Source organism: Amycolatopsis sp. NPDC031561 (genome assembly GCF_055580625.1).
Genome location: NZ_JBVILA010000037.1, coordinates 24,020 through 41,607 on the forward strand (window position 1 = coordinate 24,020; position 17,588 = coordinate 41,607).

Consider the following 17,588-nt stretch of genomic DNA (forward strand, 5'->3'; position numbering starts at 1 on the left):
CGACACCTTACTTGCCGGGCGCGAGTCGTTCGGCGAGTCGCGCGATGCCGGCGCGAAGGCGGTCCTCCCCCAGTTCCGGCAGCAAGGCGGTCACGTGTTCGGCCGCCAGCGGGGCGAGCAGCGCGTGCGCGGCGTGTTCGGGGTCGGGGGCGCCGTCGAGCAGGATCGCCACGTGCCGGTGCCAGAACCGGTAGGCGCCGATCCGGTAGCGCGCCCCCGGCGCGGCGGTCTCCGACATCCGCACCAGGGGCAGATGCTTGAGCACGTAGTCGACGTAGGCGCCGGCGAAAGCCACCAGCCGTTCCCCCGGCGGAGCCCCGGGCCCCAGCGGCGGCGGCCCGTGCAGGATCTCCTCCTGGAGTGCCTGTTCCCGCGCGTCCAGCAGCGCGACGGCCAGTCCGGCCTTGTCGCCGAAGCGGCGGAAGAGCGTCCCCTTGCCCACCCCCGCGGCCGCCGCGACCTGATCCATGGACACCGCGTCGACGCCGTGCTCGGCGAACAGCGACGCGGCCGCGTCCAGGATGGCGGCGCGGTTGCGGGCGGCGTCCGCGCGTTCCTTGGGCGGCGGCGTCCGCAGGAGTTCCAGTGAGGTTGCAGAAGCGGACTGCAGTCCGTTATGGTCGTGGGGCACATACGGACTATAGTCCGATTAACTGGGAGGTAGCGACATGACCGCACTCATCACCCGTGACGACCTGAAGGCCGCGATCGACGCGAAGGCCGTGACGGTCGTCGACGCGCTGGGTGGCGAGTACTACGCCAAGCAGCATCTGCCCGGCGCCGTTCCGCTCGTTCTCGCGGAAGTCGACGGGCGGGCGGCCGCGGTGCTGCCCGATCGCGGCGCCGCGATCGTCACCTACTGCTCCAACCCCGCGTGCCCCAACAGCGGGCAGGTCGCCGACCGGCTCACCGCCCTCGGCTACACCGACGTCCGCAAGTACCGGGAGGGCATCGAGGACTGGGCCGGCGCGGGCCTGCCCCTCGAACAGGGCTGAGCCTCCCTACGACGGGACGCGCCGGCGCAGGACCGGCACCCCGTCGCCGTGGAGTTCGGCCAGGTAGGGCGCCCGTCCGGTCATGGCCATGATCAGCGCGAGCGTCGTACCCGAGACGAGCGGCCCGGATCCGACGGCGAAGGGGCCATCGGTCGCTGCCAGCCGCAGCCCGCCGATGCGCCCCTTCGCCATCACCACGAGGTCGGAGCCCTGGTAGTAACCGGCCAGCGAGGTGAGGACGGCGATCGGATGGTCCCGGCGGAGACCCAGCGGGCGCCGGATGTCCTCGCCGTGCACGATCACCTCGCCGAGCGTCGCGATGGCGGGCACCGGCGGTTTCGTCGTGCTGGTGACGACGCGGCGGAACCGCTCCAGCGTCTCGGCACCGTTCGCGCCCAGATGTTCGGCCAGCCGCATCGCGACCTGCGCGTCGAAATCGAACCGGCAGCGGATCACACCGGCCATCCATCGCACCGGTGTGAGGTTCGCGGCCGAGGTGAGATGCGCGAGCACCTCGCGCACGGTGAGCCCGGCGCAGAGCGATTCCGTCTCCCACCGCTCTTCGGAGAGCCCTCCGAGGTCGTCCGCCAGCGCCGCCCGCTCGGTGTGGATCAGCGGCCAGACGGTCTTGGCGCGAGCGCGCGCCTTCGGTCCTGAATTCACCATCCGAAGTCCCTCCGTTGCCCGGAATCATCGGTCATCGATACTCGGAAGGCGAACTCCGCCGAGCACCGAGAGATGGGGACCGATGATCCAGCGCTGGAATCCGGAGACCGTGGCCGCGCCGATCGGCCCGTACAGCCATCTGGTGCGCGTCCCGGCCGATCACGAACTCGTCGTCGTGTCCGGTCAGATCGGTGTCCTGCCCGACGGCGAGCTCGCCGGGCCGGACGCCGAATCCCAGACCCGCGCGTTGCTCGTCAACCTCGAACGGCTGCTCGAAGCCGCGGGCGCCGGACCGGAACACCTGGTCAAGGTGTTCAGCATGCTGTCCGGTACCGAGCACCTCGCGGGTTTCCGCACGGCGACGCGCGAGACCTTCACCCGCTGGTACCCGGAGGCGGACTGGCCCGCCCAGTCTCTGATCGTCGTGGCGGCGCTGGCCCGCCCGGAGCTCGTCGTCGAGGTCGAAGCGCTGATCGCGGTACCGGCGCGGTAGGAAGCGGGGTCGCCACCCCCTACCGCGCCGAGCCCGATCAGGACTCCCTGCGCCTCCGCCCGGCGAGGAGCAGCAGCGCGCCGACGGCGAGCATGCCCAGCGCCAGGATCGACATCGTCTTCACCGGGGAACCGGTGACCGCGAGGCCCGGCGGCCGGTTCGGCGGCTGCGGGGTCGGCTTGTCCGGCGGCTGCGGGGTCGGCGGCACCCGGGTGTCGGTACCGCAGTCGGGGTTCGCCGAGCCCGGCGGGCAGTTGCCGCCCGGGGTGTCGGACGTGACCACGTTGCGGAGCCGGTGGTCACCGGTCTCCGGCTTCCGCAGGGTGACGGCGTAGGTGACCGTCGCCTTCTCCCCCGGCTTCAGCTCGCCCTTCCAGCTGAGCTTCGGCGCGGAATAGGTCACCGTTCCCGTACTGGCCTTCGCGGTGCCGTCGAAGGTGGCGTCGTCGAGCACCTGGGTCAGGTCGTCGGTGAACTTCGCGTCGTCCACTGTGGCCTGTCCGGTGTTCTCCACCGTGACGGTGTACGTGACGACCTCGCCCGGCTTCGCCTCCGTCTTGTCGACCGTCTTCTTGATCTTCAAGCTGGACAACGGTGTCGTCGTGCCACACTTCGGATCCTTGCTGCCCGGCGGGCAGTTGCCACCGGGGGTGTCGGTCACGATGACGTTGGTCAGCTTGCCGTCGCCGCCGGTCTTGGTCACCTTGACGCTGTAGGTGACCGTCGCCGTCTGACCGATCTCCAGATCACCGGTCCAGGTCAGCTTCGGTTCCTCGTAGGTCACCGAACCGATCGTCGCCGCACCGTCCTTTTGGAACACGGCGTCGTCGAGGACCTGCGTCAGATCGTCGGTGAACGTCACGCCGGTCAGCTTCGTCTTGCCGGTGTTGCGCACCGTCACCGTGTACTTGACGACGTCGCCCGGGTTCGCCGTGGCCTTGTCCGCCTTCTTCTCCAGTGAGATGCCGGGCACCGGGGTGCTGGTCGAACAGGCCGGGTCGTCGGACTGCGGCGGGCAGGTGCCCGGCGTGTTGGTGCTGACGGTGTTCCGCAGTTCGTGGTCACCCGTGACCGGGTTCTTCACCTTCACCGAGTATTTCAGCGTGGTCGACGCCCCCACCGGGAGATCACCCGCCCACACCAGGTTCGGTGCGGTGAAGGTGAATACCCCGGCGACCGGCGCCGACGTGGCGTCGTTCCGGTAGTCGGCGTCGTCGAGCACCTCGGACAGGTCGTCCGTGACCCGTGCGGCGTCTTCGCCGACCAGGTCCACCTTGCCGGTGTTGGCCACCGTGACGGTGTAGGTGACGACGTCGCCCGGGTTCGCGGTCTGCTTGTCCGAGGTCTTCTTCACCGTCAGTTCGCGGGACGGCACGTCCGCGACGCAGTTCGGATCGTTCGATCCCGGCGGGCAGTTGTTGCCCGGCGTGTCCGAAGTGACCACATTGGACAGTTTCTTGTCGCCGGTGTCCGGGTTCTTGATCTTGACCGTGTAGGTGATGGTCGAGGTCTGCCCGATGTCGAGCGAACCGGTCCACGTCAGTTTCGGTGCCGCGTAAGAGACGCCGCCGATGGTCGCGGCGCCGTCGTTCTGGTAGTCGGCGTCGTCGAGGACCTCGGTCATGTCGTCGGTGAAGGTGGCACCGTCCTGTTTGGTCTGTCCGGTGTTGGTGACGGTGATCGTGTACTTCACCGTGTCACCCGGATCGACCTGCTTCTTGTCGGCCGTCTTCTTGATCAGCAGCCCGGAGATCGGCGTGGTGGTGCCGCACTTCGGATCGGTCGAACCCGGCGGGCAGTTGCCGCCCGGCGTGTCCGAAGTGACGCCGTTGACGAGCTTCTTGTCGCCATCACCGGGGTTCTTCACCTTGACCGAGTACGTCACCGTGGCCGTGTCACCGATACCGAGATCGCCGGTCCACGTCAATTCGGGCTCGGCGTAGGACACCGCACCGATCGTCGCGGCATCGTCGTTCTGGTAGTCCGCGTCGTCGAGGACCTTGGTCAGGTCGTCGGTGAACGTCGCGCCGGAGATCTTGGTCTGCCCGGTGTTCCGGACCGTCACCGTGTACTTGACGACGTCACCCGGGTTCGCCGACTGCTTGTCGACGATCTTCTTGATCTCCAGCCCCGAAACCGGCGTCTCCGTGCCACAGGCCGGATCCGTGGATCCCGGCGGGCAGTTGCCGCCCGGAGTCTCCGACGACACCGCGTTCTTGAGCCGGTTGTCGCCGGTGTTCGGGTTCTTGACCTTGACAGTGTAAGTCACCTTGGCCGTGTCACCGACACCGAGATCACCGGTCCAGGTCAGCTTCGGTGCCGTATAGGACACGGCACCGATGGTCGCGGCTCCGTCGTTCTGGTAGTCCGCGTCGTCGAGGACCTGGGTCAGATCGTCCGTGAAGGTCGCACCGGTCAGCTTCGTCTGGCCGGTGTTCGTGACGGTGACCGTGTACTTCACGACGTCACCAGGGTTCGCCGACTGCTTGTCGACAGCCTTCTCGATGAGCAAACCGGAAACCGGCGTCGTCGTCCCACACTTCGGGTCCGTGGATCCCGGCGGGCAGTTGCCGCCTGGAGTCTCGGAAGTGACCGTGTTGATGAGCTTCTTGTCGCCAGGGACAGGGCTCTTGACCTTGACCGTGTAGGTGACCGTCGAGGTCTCGCCGATCTCGAGGTCGCCGGTCCAGGTCAGCTTCGGCGTCGCGAACGACACGGCACCGATGGTCGCGGCACCGTCGTTCTGGTAGTCCGCGTCGTCGAGGACCTGAGCCAGATCGTCCGTGAAGGTCGCACCCGTGAGCTTGGTCTGTCCGGTGTTCCGGACGGTCACGGTGTACTTCACGACGTCACCAGGGTTCGCCGACTGCTTGTCGACAGCCTTCTCGATGAGCAGGCCCGACACCGGAGTGGTGGTGCCGCACTTCGGATCCGTCGAACCCGGCGGACAGTTGCCGCCCGGCGTCTCCGATGCCACCGCGTTCTTGAGCTGATTGTCACCGGTGTTCGGGCTCTTGACCTTCACCGTGTAGGTCACCGTGGACGCCTCGCCCACGTCGAGGTCACCGGTCCACGTGAGCTTCGGCGACGCGAAGGTCACCGCGCCGATCGTCGCGGCTCCGTCGTTCTGGTAGTCCGCGTCGTCGAGCACCTGGGCCAGATCGTCGGTGAAGGTCGCACCGGTCAGCTTGGTCTGGCCGGTGTTGGTGACCGTGACGGTGTACTTGACGACATCGCCGGGATTCGCCGACTGCTTGTCGACCGACTTCTCGATCTTGAAGCCCGACACCGGAGTGGTCGTACCGCACTTCGGATCCGTCGAACCCGGCGGGCAGTTCCCACCCGGCGTCTCCGACGACACCGCGTTCTTCAGCAGGTTGTCGCCGGTGTTCGGGCTCTTGACCTTGACCGTGTAGGTGACCGTGGACGCCTGGCCGATGTCGAGATCACCGGTCCAGGTCAGCTTCGGTGCCGCGTAGGACACCGCACCGATCGTCGCCGCACCGTCATTCTGGTAATCCGCGTCATCGAGCACCTGAGCCAGGTCGTCCGTGAAGGTCGCGCCTGTGAGCTTGGTCTGCCCGACGTTGGTGACCGTGACCGTGTACTTCACGACGTCACCAGGGTTCGCCGACTGCTTGTCGACCGACTTCTCGATGAGCAGACCCGAAACCGGCGTCGTCGTCCCGCACTTCGGATCCGTGGACCCGGGCGGACAGTTCCCGCCTGGCGTCTCCGAGGTGACCACATTGGACAGACGCTTGTCACCGGGGTTCGGGTTCTTGACCTTGACCGTGTAGGTGACCGTGGACGTCTCACCGATGTCGAGGTCGCCGGTCCAGGTCAGCTTCGGTGCCGCGTAGGACACGGCACCGATGGTCGCGGCACCGTCGTTCTGGTAGTCCGCGTCATCGAGCACCTGGGCCAGATCATCGGTGAACGTCGCACCGGTCAGCTTCGTCTGGCCGGTGTTGGTGACGGTGACCGTGTACTTCACGACGTCACCGGGGTTCGCGGCCTCCTTGTCGACCGACTTCTCGATGAGCAGGCCCGACACCGGAGTGGTGGTGCCGCACTTCGGATCCGTCGAACCCGGCGGACAGTTCCCGCCTGGCGTCTCCGACGACACCGCGTTCTTGAGCAGGTTGTCACCGGTGTTCGGACTCTTGACCTTGACGGTGTAGGTGACCGTCGAGGTCCCGCCGATGTCGAGATCGCCCGTCCACGTCAACTTCGGCGAGGCAAAGGAAACCGCACCGATCGTCGCCGCACCGTCATTCTGGTAATCCGCGTCATCGAGCACCTGGGTCAGGTCATCGGTGAACGTCGCACCGGTCAGCTTCGTCTGCCCAGTGTTGGTGACCGTGACCGTGTACTTCACGACATCACCAGGGTTCGCCGACTGCTTGTCGACCGACTTCTCGATGAGCAAACCGGAAACCGGCGTCGTCGTCCCGCACTTCGGATCCGTGGATCCCGGCGGACAGTTACCACCCGGCGTTTCGGAAGTGACCACATTGGACAGCTTCTTGTCGCCAGGGTCCGGGCTCTTGACCTTCACGGTGTAAGTGACGGTCGAGATACCCCCTATTTCGAGGTCGCCCGTCCAGGTCAGCTTGGGCGCCGCGTAGGACACGGCACCGATCGTCGCGGCACCGTCGTTCTGATAATCCGCGTCGTCGAGGACCTGAGCCAGATCGTCCGTGAACGTCGCGCCGGTCAGCTTCGTCTGACCGGTGTTCGTGACGATCACGGTGTACTTCACGACGTCGCCGGGATTCGCCGACTGCTTGTCGACAGCCTTCTCGATCTTGAAGCCCGACACCGGAGTAGTGGTGCCACACTTCGGATCCGTCGAACCCGGCGGACAGTTCCCACCCGGAGTCTCCGACGACACCACGTTCTTCAGAAGGTTGTCACCAGTGTTGGGGCTCTTCACCTTCACCGTGTAGGTAACTGTGGACGCCTGGCCGATGTCGAGATCGCCCGTCCACGTCAACTTCGGCGAAGCAAAGGAAACCGCACCGATCGTCGCCGCACCATCGTTCTGATACCCGGCATCGTCGAGCACCTGAGTCAAGTCGTCCGTAAAGGTCGCACCGGTCAACTTCGTCTGGCCGGTGTTCGTGACGGTGACCGTGTACTTCACGACATCGCCCGGGTCCGCCGACTGCTTGTCGACCGCCTTCTCGATCTTCAACCCCGACACCGGAGTCGTCGTGCCGCACTTCGGATCCGTCGAACCCGGCGGACAGTTACCGCCCGGCGTGTCGGAAGTGACCACATTGGACAGCTTCTTGTCACCTGGGTTCGGGTTCTTGACCTTCACCGTGTAGGTGACGGTCGACGTCTGCCCGATGTCCAGGTCACCGGTCCAGGTCAGCTTCGGCGACGCGAAGGACACCGCGCCGATGGTCGCCGCGCCGTCATTCTGGTAGTCCGCGTCGTCGAGGACCTGCGCCAGATCATCGCTGAACGTCGCGCCGGAAACCTTGGTCTGGCCGGTGTTCCGCACGGTCACCGTGTACTTGACCACGTCACCGGGGTTCGCCGACTGCTTGTCGACCGACTTCTCGATGAGCAGGCCCGAAACCGGCGTCGTCGTCCCACACTTCGGATCCGTCGAACCCGGCGGACAGTTACCGCCCGGAGTCTCCGACGTCACCACGTTCTTGAGCCGGTTGTCCCCGGTGTTCGGATTCTTGACCTTCACCGTGTATGTCACCGTGGAGGTTTCACCGACACCGAGGTCGCCCGTCCACGTCAACTTCGGCGACGCGAACGAAACCGTGCCGATCGTCGCCGCGCCATCGTTCTGGTAGCCGGCATCGTCGAGGACCTGCGTCAGATCGTCGGTGAACGTCGCACCCGTGAGCTTCGCCTGCCCGGTGTTCCGGACGGTCACCGTGTACTTGACCACGTCACCGGGGTTCGCCGACTGCTTGTCGACCGACTTCTCGATGAGCAGGCCCGAAACCGGCGTCGTCGTCCCACACTTCGGATCCGTCGAACCCGGCGGACAGTTACCGCCCGGAGTCTCCGACGTCACCACGTTCTTGAGCCGGTTGTCCCCGGTGTTCGGGTTCTTCACCTTCGCCGTGTAGGTGAACGCCGCGCTCGTCCCCGCGGCGAGCGTCCCGGTCCAGGTCAGCTTCGGCTCCGCATAGGACACCGAGCCGGGCGACGCGGTGGCGTCGTTCTGGTAGACCGCGTCGTCCAGCAACCCGGTCAGATCGTCGACGACCTTGAGGCCCGCCGCGGTCACCCGTCCGGTGTTGGCGACGTTGACCGTGTAGCGCACGGTGTCACCGGGGTTGGCGGACTCCTTGTCGACGGTCTTCGTCACCGTGTACGACGGCGGGGGCACCTTGGTCTTCGCGCAGGCCGCGGCCGGGTCGTCCGGGCAGCGGTTGTCGGGCGGGACGACCGGGGGCGGCCCGGTCGGGACGGTCGCGCGGTTCACCAGCTCCTTGCCGATGGCGGCTTCGTCGACCTTCACTCTCACCGTCAGCGTGGCCGTTTCCCCGACCGCGAGGCCGTTCACGGACCAGTCGATCGGCCCCGTACCGGACGCCGTGCCCTTCGAGGGATCGGACGACACGTGGGTCGTGCCCGGCGGGAGCGCGTCTCGCACGGTGAGCGCGGGCACCGGGATCACGCCGGTGTTCCGCAGGGTCACCTTGTAGGTCAGGGTGTCCCCCGGGATCGCCTCGGCGAGGTCGACCGACTTCGTGAGCTGGTACCCCGGTGAGGCGACCGTGTTCCGCACCGTGTTCGAGGTGCGTTCCTGCGGGCGGCCGGTGTCCTCGCCGCGGAAGGTCAGCTTGCCGGTGTTGTCCAGCTTCGTGCCGTCCGGCACCGTGGCGCCGACCTTGACCTTGAAGGCGACCTTCTGCGACTGCCCGGCCGCCAGATTCCGCACCCGGCAGGTGACCACCTGCCCGGTGGCCGAACAATCCGGATTGGACCCGGCCACGAACGTGACGCCACTGGGCAAGGTATCGGTGAGGACGATGTTCGTCGCGGTGTCGAGGTCGGTGACGCTGCCGTCGGCATGCTTGTTGGTGACGTCGAAGGTGTAGGTGACGTCACCGCCCTTGGTGACGTACCCGGGCGGACTGTCGTTGGTGTTGCCGACCGGGTCGTTGGCCTTGGTGATCTGCAGATCCGGTTCGAGCGCGTCGGTGACCAGCCAGACCACCTGCGGGTACAGCGCGTCGCCGACGGTGCCGATCTTCACCTGGAGCGCGGTGGTCCCGGCGGGGACCTTGCCGGTGATGTCGACGCTGCGGGAGTCGTACCCGACGTTGTTCACCGGATTCGGATCGCGCGTGGTGACGTTGGAGCCCGAGCCGTTCGCCGTGACACGGTCGATCCGGCTGCTGAACGCGTTGTCGGTCGACACGCCGGACGGCGACGGCATGGAGATGGTCTGGAGGCTGGACGCGTTCGGACCGACCTGGAGGTAGTCACCGGCGATGGGCGCGTCACCGTCACCCGCGACGATGCCGAGTTCGACGTTGGGCTGGCGGGAGGTGGGCGCCTTGATGCCGCCCAGCGCGATGGTCGCCGAGCTCGGGGTGGTGCCGCCGGCGACGCGCTGCAAGCCGTCCCACACCTGCAGGTAACGCAGCGGTTCGCTGGGCAGCTCGTAGGCCACCACCAGCGACCAGCCGCCCCAGCAGCCGAGGTTCGTACTGCTGACCGACTGGCCCTGACAGGCCTGGATGTCGGCGACCGTGTACTGCCCCGCCCCGGCGTTGGTGACGAGGTTCGTGACGTCGGCGGCGCCGCCGTAGGCGTACAACGTCGGGAAGCCGCCCGTCGTGAGGGCGGGGAACCAGTCGTAGGTGTCGGCGGTGATCCGCTGGTAGGTGCTCGTCCCCGGGGTCTTCATCGAGACCTGGTTGCCCCTGGAGCCGTCACCGGAAGTTCCGCTGGAAGCGACCGGGTTGAACTGCCAGTACAACCGGGCGTTGAGCACCTTCGCCCCGGCCGGGACCCTCAGGTTCGCCGCGGAGGCGGTGTTACCGGGCGCGGCCGGATCCGTCTTGATCCACGAAACCGGGCTCGCGTTGCTCGCGGAGGCGTCGCAAACGACGCCGATACCGCATTGGACCACCGAGTTGGCGGCCATCGTGACCCCACCGTGGGCCAGCCCGGAATACACCGGCTCCGGCCCGATCGGCCGCTCGGTGCCCGCTCCGCGCGGCTGTATCTGGGCACTCGCGGGTAGCGGGGCACCCATCAGCAGGGCCACGGCGACCACCGCGAGCAATGCCATGCCCCGGCGCCACCGATTTCGCCCACGCCGTACCGCCATGCCGCCTCCGCCTCACCCCTCGCTTCCATCGACCCAGGTCAGGAGGATGGGTACAGCGAGCCCGATCGAAGGTCATCCTGTGTCGCGAAGATCATCGACGGCAACCGGGATCGGCGGTGTCCCCTGGATAGAACCCGTTGAGTGGCCTCGAAACCCCCGGACGGGTGATGAATCCCGGCGAATCGTCCACAACGGACTGAAATCCTCGAAGGTGGAGTTTAAGCGCGAAATCTGCCATCGTCGAACAAGTGATCGACTTTCCTTATCGTGGCTCCGGGCCCTATTGCTACGCGAATTCGCTCGCGATGATGCTCGGCTCCGAGGCACCACCGACAGCCGTGCTCGAAACCGTGACCGGCAGTCCTTTCGGCATGCAACTGGTCGGCGGGACGCTGCCGTTCTTCGACGCCTTCGGCTGGGATCCCGACCTCGGCATCGGCGAGGCGCTCGACGTCCTCGGCTGGAACGCGGAAACCGTGAGCGAGCCGGATCCGGACGCCGCGTTCGCCCGGCTCGCCGAAAAGCTGGCCGACGGCCCGGTCATGGCCGGACCGGTCGAGATGGGGCATCTGCGGTACCAGCCCGGGATGACCGGCCCGATCGGCGCCGACCATTTCCTGGTCGTCCTCGCCGCGGACGACGAATCCGTCACCGTCCACGATCCGCAGGGATATCCGTACGCCCGCCTCCCTCGGGTGGAATTCGCCGCCGCTTGGCGGGCCGAGAGCGTCGCCTACGGCAAGCCGCACACGATGCGCACGGGCTTCGTCCGCGACACCCTCGTCAGCGAAGAGGCCGCGATCGCCGCGGCGCTCCCCCGGGCGATCAAGCGGCTCGGCGGGGAGGCCGGCGGCGAACTCCCGCCGGGCAGTCTCGGCAACGCCGACGCGGCGCTCGCGCTGGCCGCCCGGATCGACTCCGGCTGCGACCCGGACCTGCGCGGGCTCCTCATGCACTTCGCGGTCCGCGTCGGCGCTCGCAGGCTGGCGGACGCTTCGGCGTGCCTGCGCCGGATCGGCCGCGACGGGGCCGCCACCGTCGCCACCACACAGGCGCGTTTGGTCGGCTCACTGCAGTACGACCTCGTCACCGAGGACGACGTGCGCGCCACCGAGACGCTCCGGACGCTCGCGCCGACCTACGAAGAACTCCGTCAGGCTCTCACAGCATCCTGACGATCTCGCGGGCGATCACCTCGGGCTCGGTCTTCGGGATGTAGTGACCGGACCGCTCGGCGATCACGTGCCGCCCGCCGGGCGAGGCGGCCACCCGGTGGGCGTGGGACGCGTTCGCCCGAGCCCGCACCCCGGCGGACATCCCGTCCCCGCCACGCCCTCCGGAGACGACGGTGACCGGGATGTCCGCGAGCACCGGCGGATCGCGCCGCCAGACCGCCAGTTCGTCGAGGAAGGTGCGGGCCTGCTCCCGGTGGGTCCGCATCGCCGCAACGGTGAACGCCTCACGTTCGAGGTCGCGGCGGACGTCGTCGGGGATGTCCCGCAGCAGGCCGCGGAAGACGACCTTGAGCAGGCCCAGCCGCGCGAGCACGGCACCCAGCCCGATCATCACGCGTTCACCGGTCCGGAAGGCGCGGCCGAAGAGCACGTCCGCCGCCTCGTCGGTCGGATCGACCAGCACCAGACCGGCGATCCGCTCCGGGAGGCGCGCGGCGGCCTGCCGCACGATCGGCCCGCCGGCACTGTGCCCGGCGAGGACGTACGGTCCCGGGCCGAAGTGGTCGAGGACGTCGTTGAGGTCGTCGGCCATCCGGCGCAGCGTCCGGCCGCCGGGGTCGGGGGCGCTGCGGCCGAGCCCGGACCGGTCGTAGACGATCGCGCGGGCGGACCGGGCGACCTCCGGCTGGACCGCCGCCCAGGACGACCGGGTGGCCGCCGCTCCGGCTTCGAACACGACCGTCGGCCCGGTGAAGCCGTCGGGCCCCGGCAGCACCATCGCGTGCAGCCGTCTGCCGTCACGGGTGACGACCCATTCCGGCTCGCCTTGGGTGTGGCTCATCGCGCGGTGATCCTCCAGCCGGTGGCGTCGATCTGCCGCCGCCAGAACTCGGCGAACCGGCCTTGCCTCGCGAGGAGTTCCTCGACGGTGCCGTCCTCGGTGATCTCGCCGTCCTCCAGGAAAAGGACCCTGTCGGCGTGCCGGATCCCGGCGATCCGATGGGTGACGATCACCCGGGTCCGCGGCACGGGATCGGCGCTGAGGGACCGGACGACGGCGTCCTCGTTCTCGGTGTCCAGCGCGCTGGTGGCCTCGTCGACCAACAGCACGGGCGCCGGTTTGAGCAGCGCGCGGGCGATGGACACCCGTTGCCGCTCACCGCCGGAGAGCGCGCCACCCGCCTCGCCGACGGCCGTGTGCGCCAGCAGTTCGCCGATCCTGGCGAGCTCGACGACCCCGGCGACTCTTTCCTCCGTCGCCGAGGGATCCCCGGCGAGGACGTTGTCGCGCACCGAACCGTCGAACAGGTACGGCTGCTGGAAGACGACGGTGACCAGCTCCCGCCGGTCGGCCGCGGACAGTTCGGCGAGATCGGTCCCGCCGACGAGCACCCGCCCGCCGGTGGGCTGGTGCAGGCCGGCGAGCAACGCGAGGACGGTGCTCTTGCCCGAACCGGACGGCCCGACGATCGCGGTCGTCGTCCCCGGTTCGAGGGTGAGGCTGAAGTTCTCCAGAACGTCTTCGGTGCCTGACGCATAGCGAAAACCGACGTCCTCGAACCGGATCCGCGGCGCCTCCTTCCCCGGCGCGACGGCCTCGCCCGCCGGGGCCACGGGCGCGGTGAGCACGGTGCGGATGCGGCCGAGCGTGGTGGTGGCGGTCTCGATGCCGGGAGCGAGATCGCCGAGCGCGGTGAACGGTTCCAGGTACCGGGCGAGCACGACGATCAGCGCGATCGCCTCGGGCACGCTCAGACCGCCTTGCGTGGCAAGGAGAACGGTCGTCCCGGCGAGCAGGACCAGCGCCAGCTGACCGGCGATGCCGAACAGCACCTGGCCCGGGATCTGCAGGCGCAGCAGCCGGACGGTCGCGCCGTGGTGCGCGGCGAGCGCGGCACCGGCGTGACTGCGCGCGGGCTCCACGCGACGGGCGGCGCGCAACGTCTGCTGCGTGCGGGCGAACTCGACGATCCGCTCGGTCAGCACGGTGTTCGCTTCGGCCGCCGCCCGGTCGGCGCGGCGGGTGATCCGGCCGGTCGCCCACAACGCACCCAAAAGCACCGGGACCCCGGCCAGCGCGGCGACCCCGAGCGGCCAGGCGATCGCCAGCAGGGCCAGCGCGATCGCGATCGGCAGCAGGACCGCGCCGATGAGCGGGGTGAGCAGATAGCCGACCAGTCCGACGAGGTCGGGTCCGGTCGCGGCGATGGCCTGGCGGGCGGTCTGGGTGTTGGCACTGTCCAACCAGGACAGCCGGACGTTCGTCAGATGCTCGGCGACGTCGTGCTGGGCGTGGTCCAGCACGCCGAAACCGAGTTCGAAGCCGAGCCGTCCCACGACGGCGTCGACCGCCCAGCCCGCCGCGGTGACGGCGGCGAGCGCGCCCAGCCAGGGCAGTGCGTCCGCGGCGTCGGCGCCGAACAGGGTGCCCACCAGCGGCACGAGCAGGACGACACCGACGGCGCGCAGCAGCACCGAGAACACGGCGAGCACGAGGTAGCGCCGGAACGTCCGGCGTTTCGTCCCGGGGATCAGGCCCAGCAGGGTGCGGATCACGCGGTCACCCCCGCGCCCGCTCCGGCCTGCCACAGGCGGGTGTAGCGCCCGCCCGAAGCCAGCAGCTCGTCGTGGGTCCCGCTTTCGGCGATCTCCCCGCGGTCGAGGACCACGATCCGGTCGGCGCCGGTGACGGTGTGCAGGCGATGGGCGATGACCAGGACGGTCCGGCCCGCGGTGAGCCGGTCGAGTGCTTGTTGCACGAGGTACTCCGACTCGGGATCGGCGAAGGCGGTCGCCTCGTCGAGGACGAGGACGGGGGCGTCGGCGAGGATCGCGCGGGCGATGGCGACCCGCTGGCGTTCCCCGCCGGACAGCTGGGAACCGGCGCCGAGGACGGTGTCGTAACCCTGCGGCAGCCGCAGGATCCGCTCGTGGATCTGCGCGTCACGGGCCGCAGCGACGACCTGGTCTTCGGTGGCGCCGGGGACGGCGAGCGCGATGTTCTCCCGCACGGTCCCCTGGACGAGTTGCGGATCCTGCAGCACGAATCCCACCCGGCCGTAGAGTTCGTCGGCGGCGAACGAGCGGACGTCCCGGCCACCGACGCGGATCGCCCCTTCGGTCACGTCGTGGAACCTCGCGACCAAGGCGGCGAGGGTCGACTTCCCCGCTCCCGAGGGGCCGACCAGCGCGGTCACCGTGCCGGGACGCAAAGTCAGGGAGACGCCCTCCAGAACGGGAACGCCGGTGCGGTACGCGAAGCCCACCCTGTCCAGTTCCACCGTGCCCGGCTCGGCACCGGCGCGGTCTTTAAGCTCCACTGTGGACAGTTCCGGTTCGTCGAGGACGACCTGGATCCGGCGCGCGGCGAGCATTCCCTCGCGGACGCCGCCGAGGCCGTAGCCGATACCCAGCAACCGCGCGCCGAAAGTGGTGCCCAGCAGGAGGAACGGGATCAGCGTCACCGGCTCCAGGCCACCGCCGGTCACCATGAGCGTTCCGGCGCCGGTGATCAGGAGCAGGAACGTGGCTGGCCGGGTGGCGAAGTCGAGCGTGGTCTTCTTGCCGGTGAACGGCCGCTGCCAGTCGCCGAGGAAGCCGATGTACTCGTCGAGCCGCCGCCGGAACGACGACGCCGCGGCACCGCCGAACACCCGGATCACCGGCTGCCCTTCCAGGTACGCGCCCGCCTCCCCGGCCATCCGTTCCGCCCAGCGCATCGCCTGGCCGGTCTTCGGTCCCGATTGGACGACCATGATCGAGGTGGTGACGAGGTAGACGAGGATCGGGACGAGCAGGACGAGGGCGAGCCGCCAGTCCACCGCGAAGAGGTAGGCCAGCACCGCGACCGGTGCCACGACGGCCGCCACCGCGTCGGGAACGGCGTGGGTGACCAGGTAGTGGAGCGAGAGTGTGTCGCCCTGCACGAGTTTCGCGACCGCGCCGGAACCGCGGGCGGTGAACCAGCCCAGCGGCAGCCTCGCGAGTTTGCCCAGCAACCGCTGCCGCAGATCTCGGGCGAACCGCGCGTCGGCCGCGTGCAGCCAGAGCACGACCGCCGATTCGAGCAAGATTCCCGCGCCGAGCAGCACCAGCGCCGAGACGCCGATCGCCCACAGCGATCCGCCGCCCGCGAGCAGCCGCCGGACCAGTTCCACCAGCAGCACGAACGGCGCGAGCCCGATCAGGGTCACGACGGCCTGCAGGACCCCGGCGAAGATCAGCGTCCGCCGCACCGGCGCGAGCAGCCGTCCGGCGGCCTGCGCCCGCCACGCCCCCTTAGGCGCCTTCTCGACGGGCTTCGGCACAGGGGTGCTTTCGGTGGCCGGTTCTTCCTTCTCACCACGGAAAGCACCCATGGCGCGGCCGTAGTACCAGTACGCCCGGCCGTGCACCTCGGACTTGGGGAAGCCGAACGTCTCCCGCAAACGGGTCTTGAGTTGTTTGAACGAACCGGCTTCGGTCGCCAGCCACGCCTGCCAGTCCGACCAGTCGCGCGTCTCGATCGCCGCGGCCAGCGAGGTCGCGTCCCCGCGCGGCACCCAGTGCACGGCCAGCCGCGCGTGCTCGCCCAGCGGGATCAGCCGGTCGGTCTCGTCGTGCTCCTCGAGGTACAGCTCGATCGGGAGGTCGGCCGGGACCACTTCGAGGATCGCGTTGATCGCGGGGATCGAAGCGGAGTCGCCGATGAGCAGGTACCCGGCGGGAGGTTCGGCGGGGACCGCGAAGGAGGTGGAACCCAGTGACATCACCGGAACCGTCGCTCCCGGCCGTGCTTCACCCAGCCACCGCGAGGCGGGACCGGCGGGCTCGTGCAGGACGACGTCGACCGCGAACGTGCCGGACTCCGGATCGGCTTCGGTGAGCGTGTACGCGCGCTGGAACTCCGTCGGCCCGCCTTCCGGGTCCGGGAACCAGAACCGGAGCCACGCCGTCGGCTCCACGACGACGTCCTCGAACAACGTCGGCGAGACGAACCGGATCCGCACGAACCTCGGCGCTATTTCCACTCTCTCGACGACGGTCGCTTCGTGATCTCTCGCACCGAAACCCCGCATCACCGCGCCTTGGAACCCGCGCGCCATCACAAACCCTCCCCGGTGGCCGCCAGATCGGCCACCATCTCCACGACCGGCCTGCCCGGCGGACAGGACCCGATCAGTCCGCGAATCGACGCTGTCAGCACCAGCCGCACGTACTCGGGCCTCGGGACCTGCGGCAACGCGGCGGACGGCTCGGCGAGCCGGTCGTCGCGCGACAACCGGTCGCGGACCGCCTGGCGCTCACGGTCCAGCCCATCGCCGTCGGTCTGCTCGGCCGCCATGCTGTGCTCCTCGGACGCGGTCATCGCGATGGTCAGCGACGCGACGGCGCCACTGAGCACGATCGCCGCGCCGGGCTCGTAGCCCCGGCGAACGAGCGCGTCGACCTCGTCGTTCAGCAGGCGCTGGCCGCCGTCACCGCGCGGGAACAGCAGCTGCAGGTAGGTGACCAGGCCCGGATGCTCCAGTACGAAGGCCCGCATCTGCAGGGCGAAGGACAGCAGGTGTTGTTCGAGGCCGTGCCGGGGATCGTCCCGGAGCCGCAACTCGGCCAGAATGCTCTCCCCGACCAGCCGCTCGAGCCCCCAGCGCCCGTCGACGTGCCGGTAGAGGGCGGTCGCGGTCACCCCCAGCCGGGCCGCGACCGCCTTGACACTCAGCCCGCGCATCCCGAGCTCGCGCCCGGCCCGCAGGATGTCGTCCGTCCCGATCCTGGCCGGACGGCCCCCGATCTTCGGCATCTCACCCCTTCGCATGGAAAGTTATAGGGGGAAACTAAGGGTGGGCTTAGTTGAAGTCAAGACACAGTTCGGGGGTGGCCGGAAGCAGTCAGGTGGGCGGAAGCGGTCAGGGTGGGTGTCGGGTGGTCACCTGAACTACGTGAAGGAGGCTTTC

10 protein-coding genes are annotated in these 17,588 nt (G+C 68.8%); 3 read left to right on the forward strand and 7 right to left on the reverse strand.

All coding sequences use genetic code 11. The features are described from left to right. Positions 1 to 7: 7 nt before the first annotated feature. The gene (locus tag ACZ5IK_RS41500) at positions 8 to 586 is read right to left on the reverse strand and encodes a TetR/AcrR family transcriptional regulator (protein WP_465492760.1); all 579 of its coding nucleotides are present in this window, start codon (positions 584 to 586) and stop codon (positions 8 to 10) included. Positions 587 to 668: 82 nt separating this feature from the next. Between ACZ5IK_RS41500 and ACZ5IK_RS41505 the strand changes: the two genes are divergently transcribed. Further along, positions 669 to 995 carry a rhodanese-like domain-containing protein gene (locus tag ACZ5IK_RS41505; RefSeq protein WP_465492724.1) on the forward strand — a complete coding sequence of 109 codons (327 nt, stop codon included), beginning with the start codon at positions 669 to 671 and terminating at the stop codon, positions 993 to 995. Positions 996 to 1,001: 6 nt separating this feature from the next. Here ACZ5IK_RS41505 and ACZ5IK_RS41510 read toward each other — a convergent pair whose 3' ends face one another. Continuing rightward, entirely contained in the window at positions 1,002 to 1,661 is a 660-nt protein-coding gene (locus tag ACZ5IK_RS41510) for a maleylpyruvate isomerase family mycothiol-dependent enzyme (protein ID WP_465492725.1), read from the reverse strand. A gap of 82 nt (positions 1,662 to 1,743) precedes the next feature. Here ACZ5IK_RS41510 and ACZ5IK_RS41515 point away from each other — a divergent pair, with 82 nt between their 5' ends. Beyond that, positions 1,744 to 2,154: a RidA family protein gene (locus tag ACZ5IK_RS41515; RefSeq protein ID WP_465492726.1), complete on the forward strand. Its 411-nt coding sequence runs from the start codon at positions 1,744 to 1,746 to the stop codon at positions 2,152 to 2,154. A gap of 37 nt (positions 2,155 to 2,191) precedes the next feature. Here the strand turns inward: ACZ5IK_RS41515 and ACZ5IK_RS41520 are convergent, their stop codons facing one another. Further along, positions 2,192 to 10,477 (reverse strand): DUF7927 domain-containing protein, encoded by an 8,286-nt coding sequence (locus ACZ5IK_RS41520; protein WP_465492727.1) that lies wholly within the window; start codon positions 10,475 to 10,477, stop codon positions 2,192 to 2,194. 248 nt (positions 10,478 to 10,725) lie between these two features. On the opposite strand from ACZ5IK_RS41520, the gene ACZ5IK_RS41525 reads away from it, so the two are divergent. Then, complete coding sequence (locus tag ACZ5IK_RS41525; RefSeq protein ID WP_465492728.1) at positions 10,726 to 11,652, forward strand: hypothetical protein; 927 nt, start codon at positions 10,726 to 10,728, stop codon at positions 11,650 to 11,652. Here the strand turns inward: ACZ5IK_RS41525 and ACZ5IK_RS41530 are convergent. From ACZ5IK_RS41530 to ACZ5IK_RS41545, 4 genes are read right to left on the reverse strand one after another with little or no spacing between them, the layout of a single operon-like run. Beyond that, a complete protein-coding gene (locus ACZ5IK_RS41530; protein ID WP_465492729.1) occupies positions 11,639 to 12,493 on the reverse strand; it encodes an alpha/beta fold hydrolase in 855 nt (284 codons plus the stop codon). The two genes, ACZ5IK_RS41525 and ACZ5IK_RS41530, sit on opposite strands and share 14 nt — an antisense overlap. Continuing rightward, on the reverse strand, positions 12,490 to 14,208 hold the full coding sequence (locus ACZ5IK_RS41535; protein ID WP_465492730.1) for an ABC transporter ATP-binding protein: 1,719 nt from the start codon (positions 14,206 to 14,208) through the stop codon (positions 12,490 to 12,492). The genes ACZ5IK_RS41530 and ACZ5IK_RS41535 overlap by 4 nt, the downstream gene beginning before the upstream one ends. Beyond that, the gene (locus tag ACZ5IK_RS41540; protein WP_465492731.1) at positions 14,205 to 16,736 is read right to left on the reverse strand and encodes an ABC transporter ATP-binding protein/permease; all 2,532 of its coding nucleotides are present in this window, start codon (positions 16,734 to 16,736) and stop codon (positions 14,205 to 14,207) included. The genes ACZ5IK_RS41535 and ACZ5IK_RS41540 overlap by 4 nt, the downstream gene beginning before the upstream one ends. Next, positions 16,736 to 17,434 carry a TetR/AcrR family transcriptional regulator gene (locus ACZ5IK_RS41545; RefSeq protein WP_465492732.1) on the reverse strand — a complete coding sequence of 233 codons (699 nt, stop codon included), beginning with the start codon at positions 17,432 to 17,434 and terminating at the stop codon, positions 16,736 to 16,738. The genes ACZ5IK_RS41540 and ACZ5IK_RS41545 overlap by 1 nt, the downstream gene beginning before the upstream one ends. Between the last annotated feature and the right edge of the window lie 154 nt (positions 17,435 to 17,588).

Coding starts and splice junctions, on each gene's coding strand:
- ACZ5IK_RS41505 (WP_465492724.1), top strand. CDS start 669: ATGACCGCACTCATCACCCGTGACGACCTGAAGGCCGCGATCGACGCG.
- ACZ5IK_RS41510 (WP_465492725.1), bottom strand. CDS start 1,661: ATGGTGAATTCAGGACCGAAGGCGCGCGCTCGCGCCAAGACCGTCTGG.
- ACZ5IK_RS41515 (WP_465492726.1), top strand. CDS start 1,744: ATGATCCAGCGCTGGAATCCGGAGACCGTGGCCGCGCCGATCGGCCCG.
- ACZ5IK_RS41520 (WP_465492727.1), bottom strand. CDS start 10,477: ATGGCGGTACGGCGTGGGCGAAATCGGTGGCGCCGGGGCATGGCATTG.
- ACZ5IK_RS41530 (WP_465492729.1), bottom strand. CDS start 12,493: ATGAGCCACACCCAAGGCGAGCCGGAATGGGTCGTCACCCGTGACGGC.
- ACZ5IK_RS41540 (WP_465492731.1), bottom strand. CDS start 16,736: ATGGCGCGCGGGTTCCAAGGCGCGGTGATGCGGGGTTTCGGTGCGAGA.
- ACZ5IK_RS41545 (WP_465492732.1), bottom strand. CDS start 17,434: ATGCCGAAGATCGGGGGCCGTCCGGCCAGGATCGGGACGGACGACATC.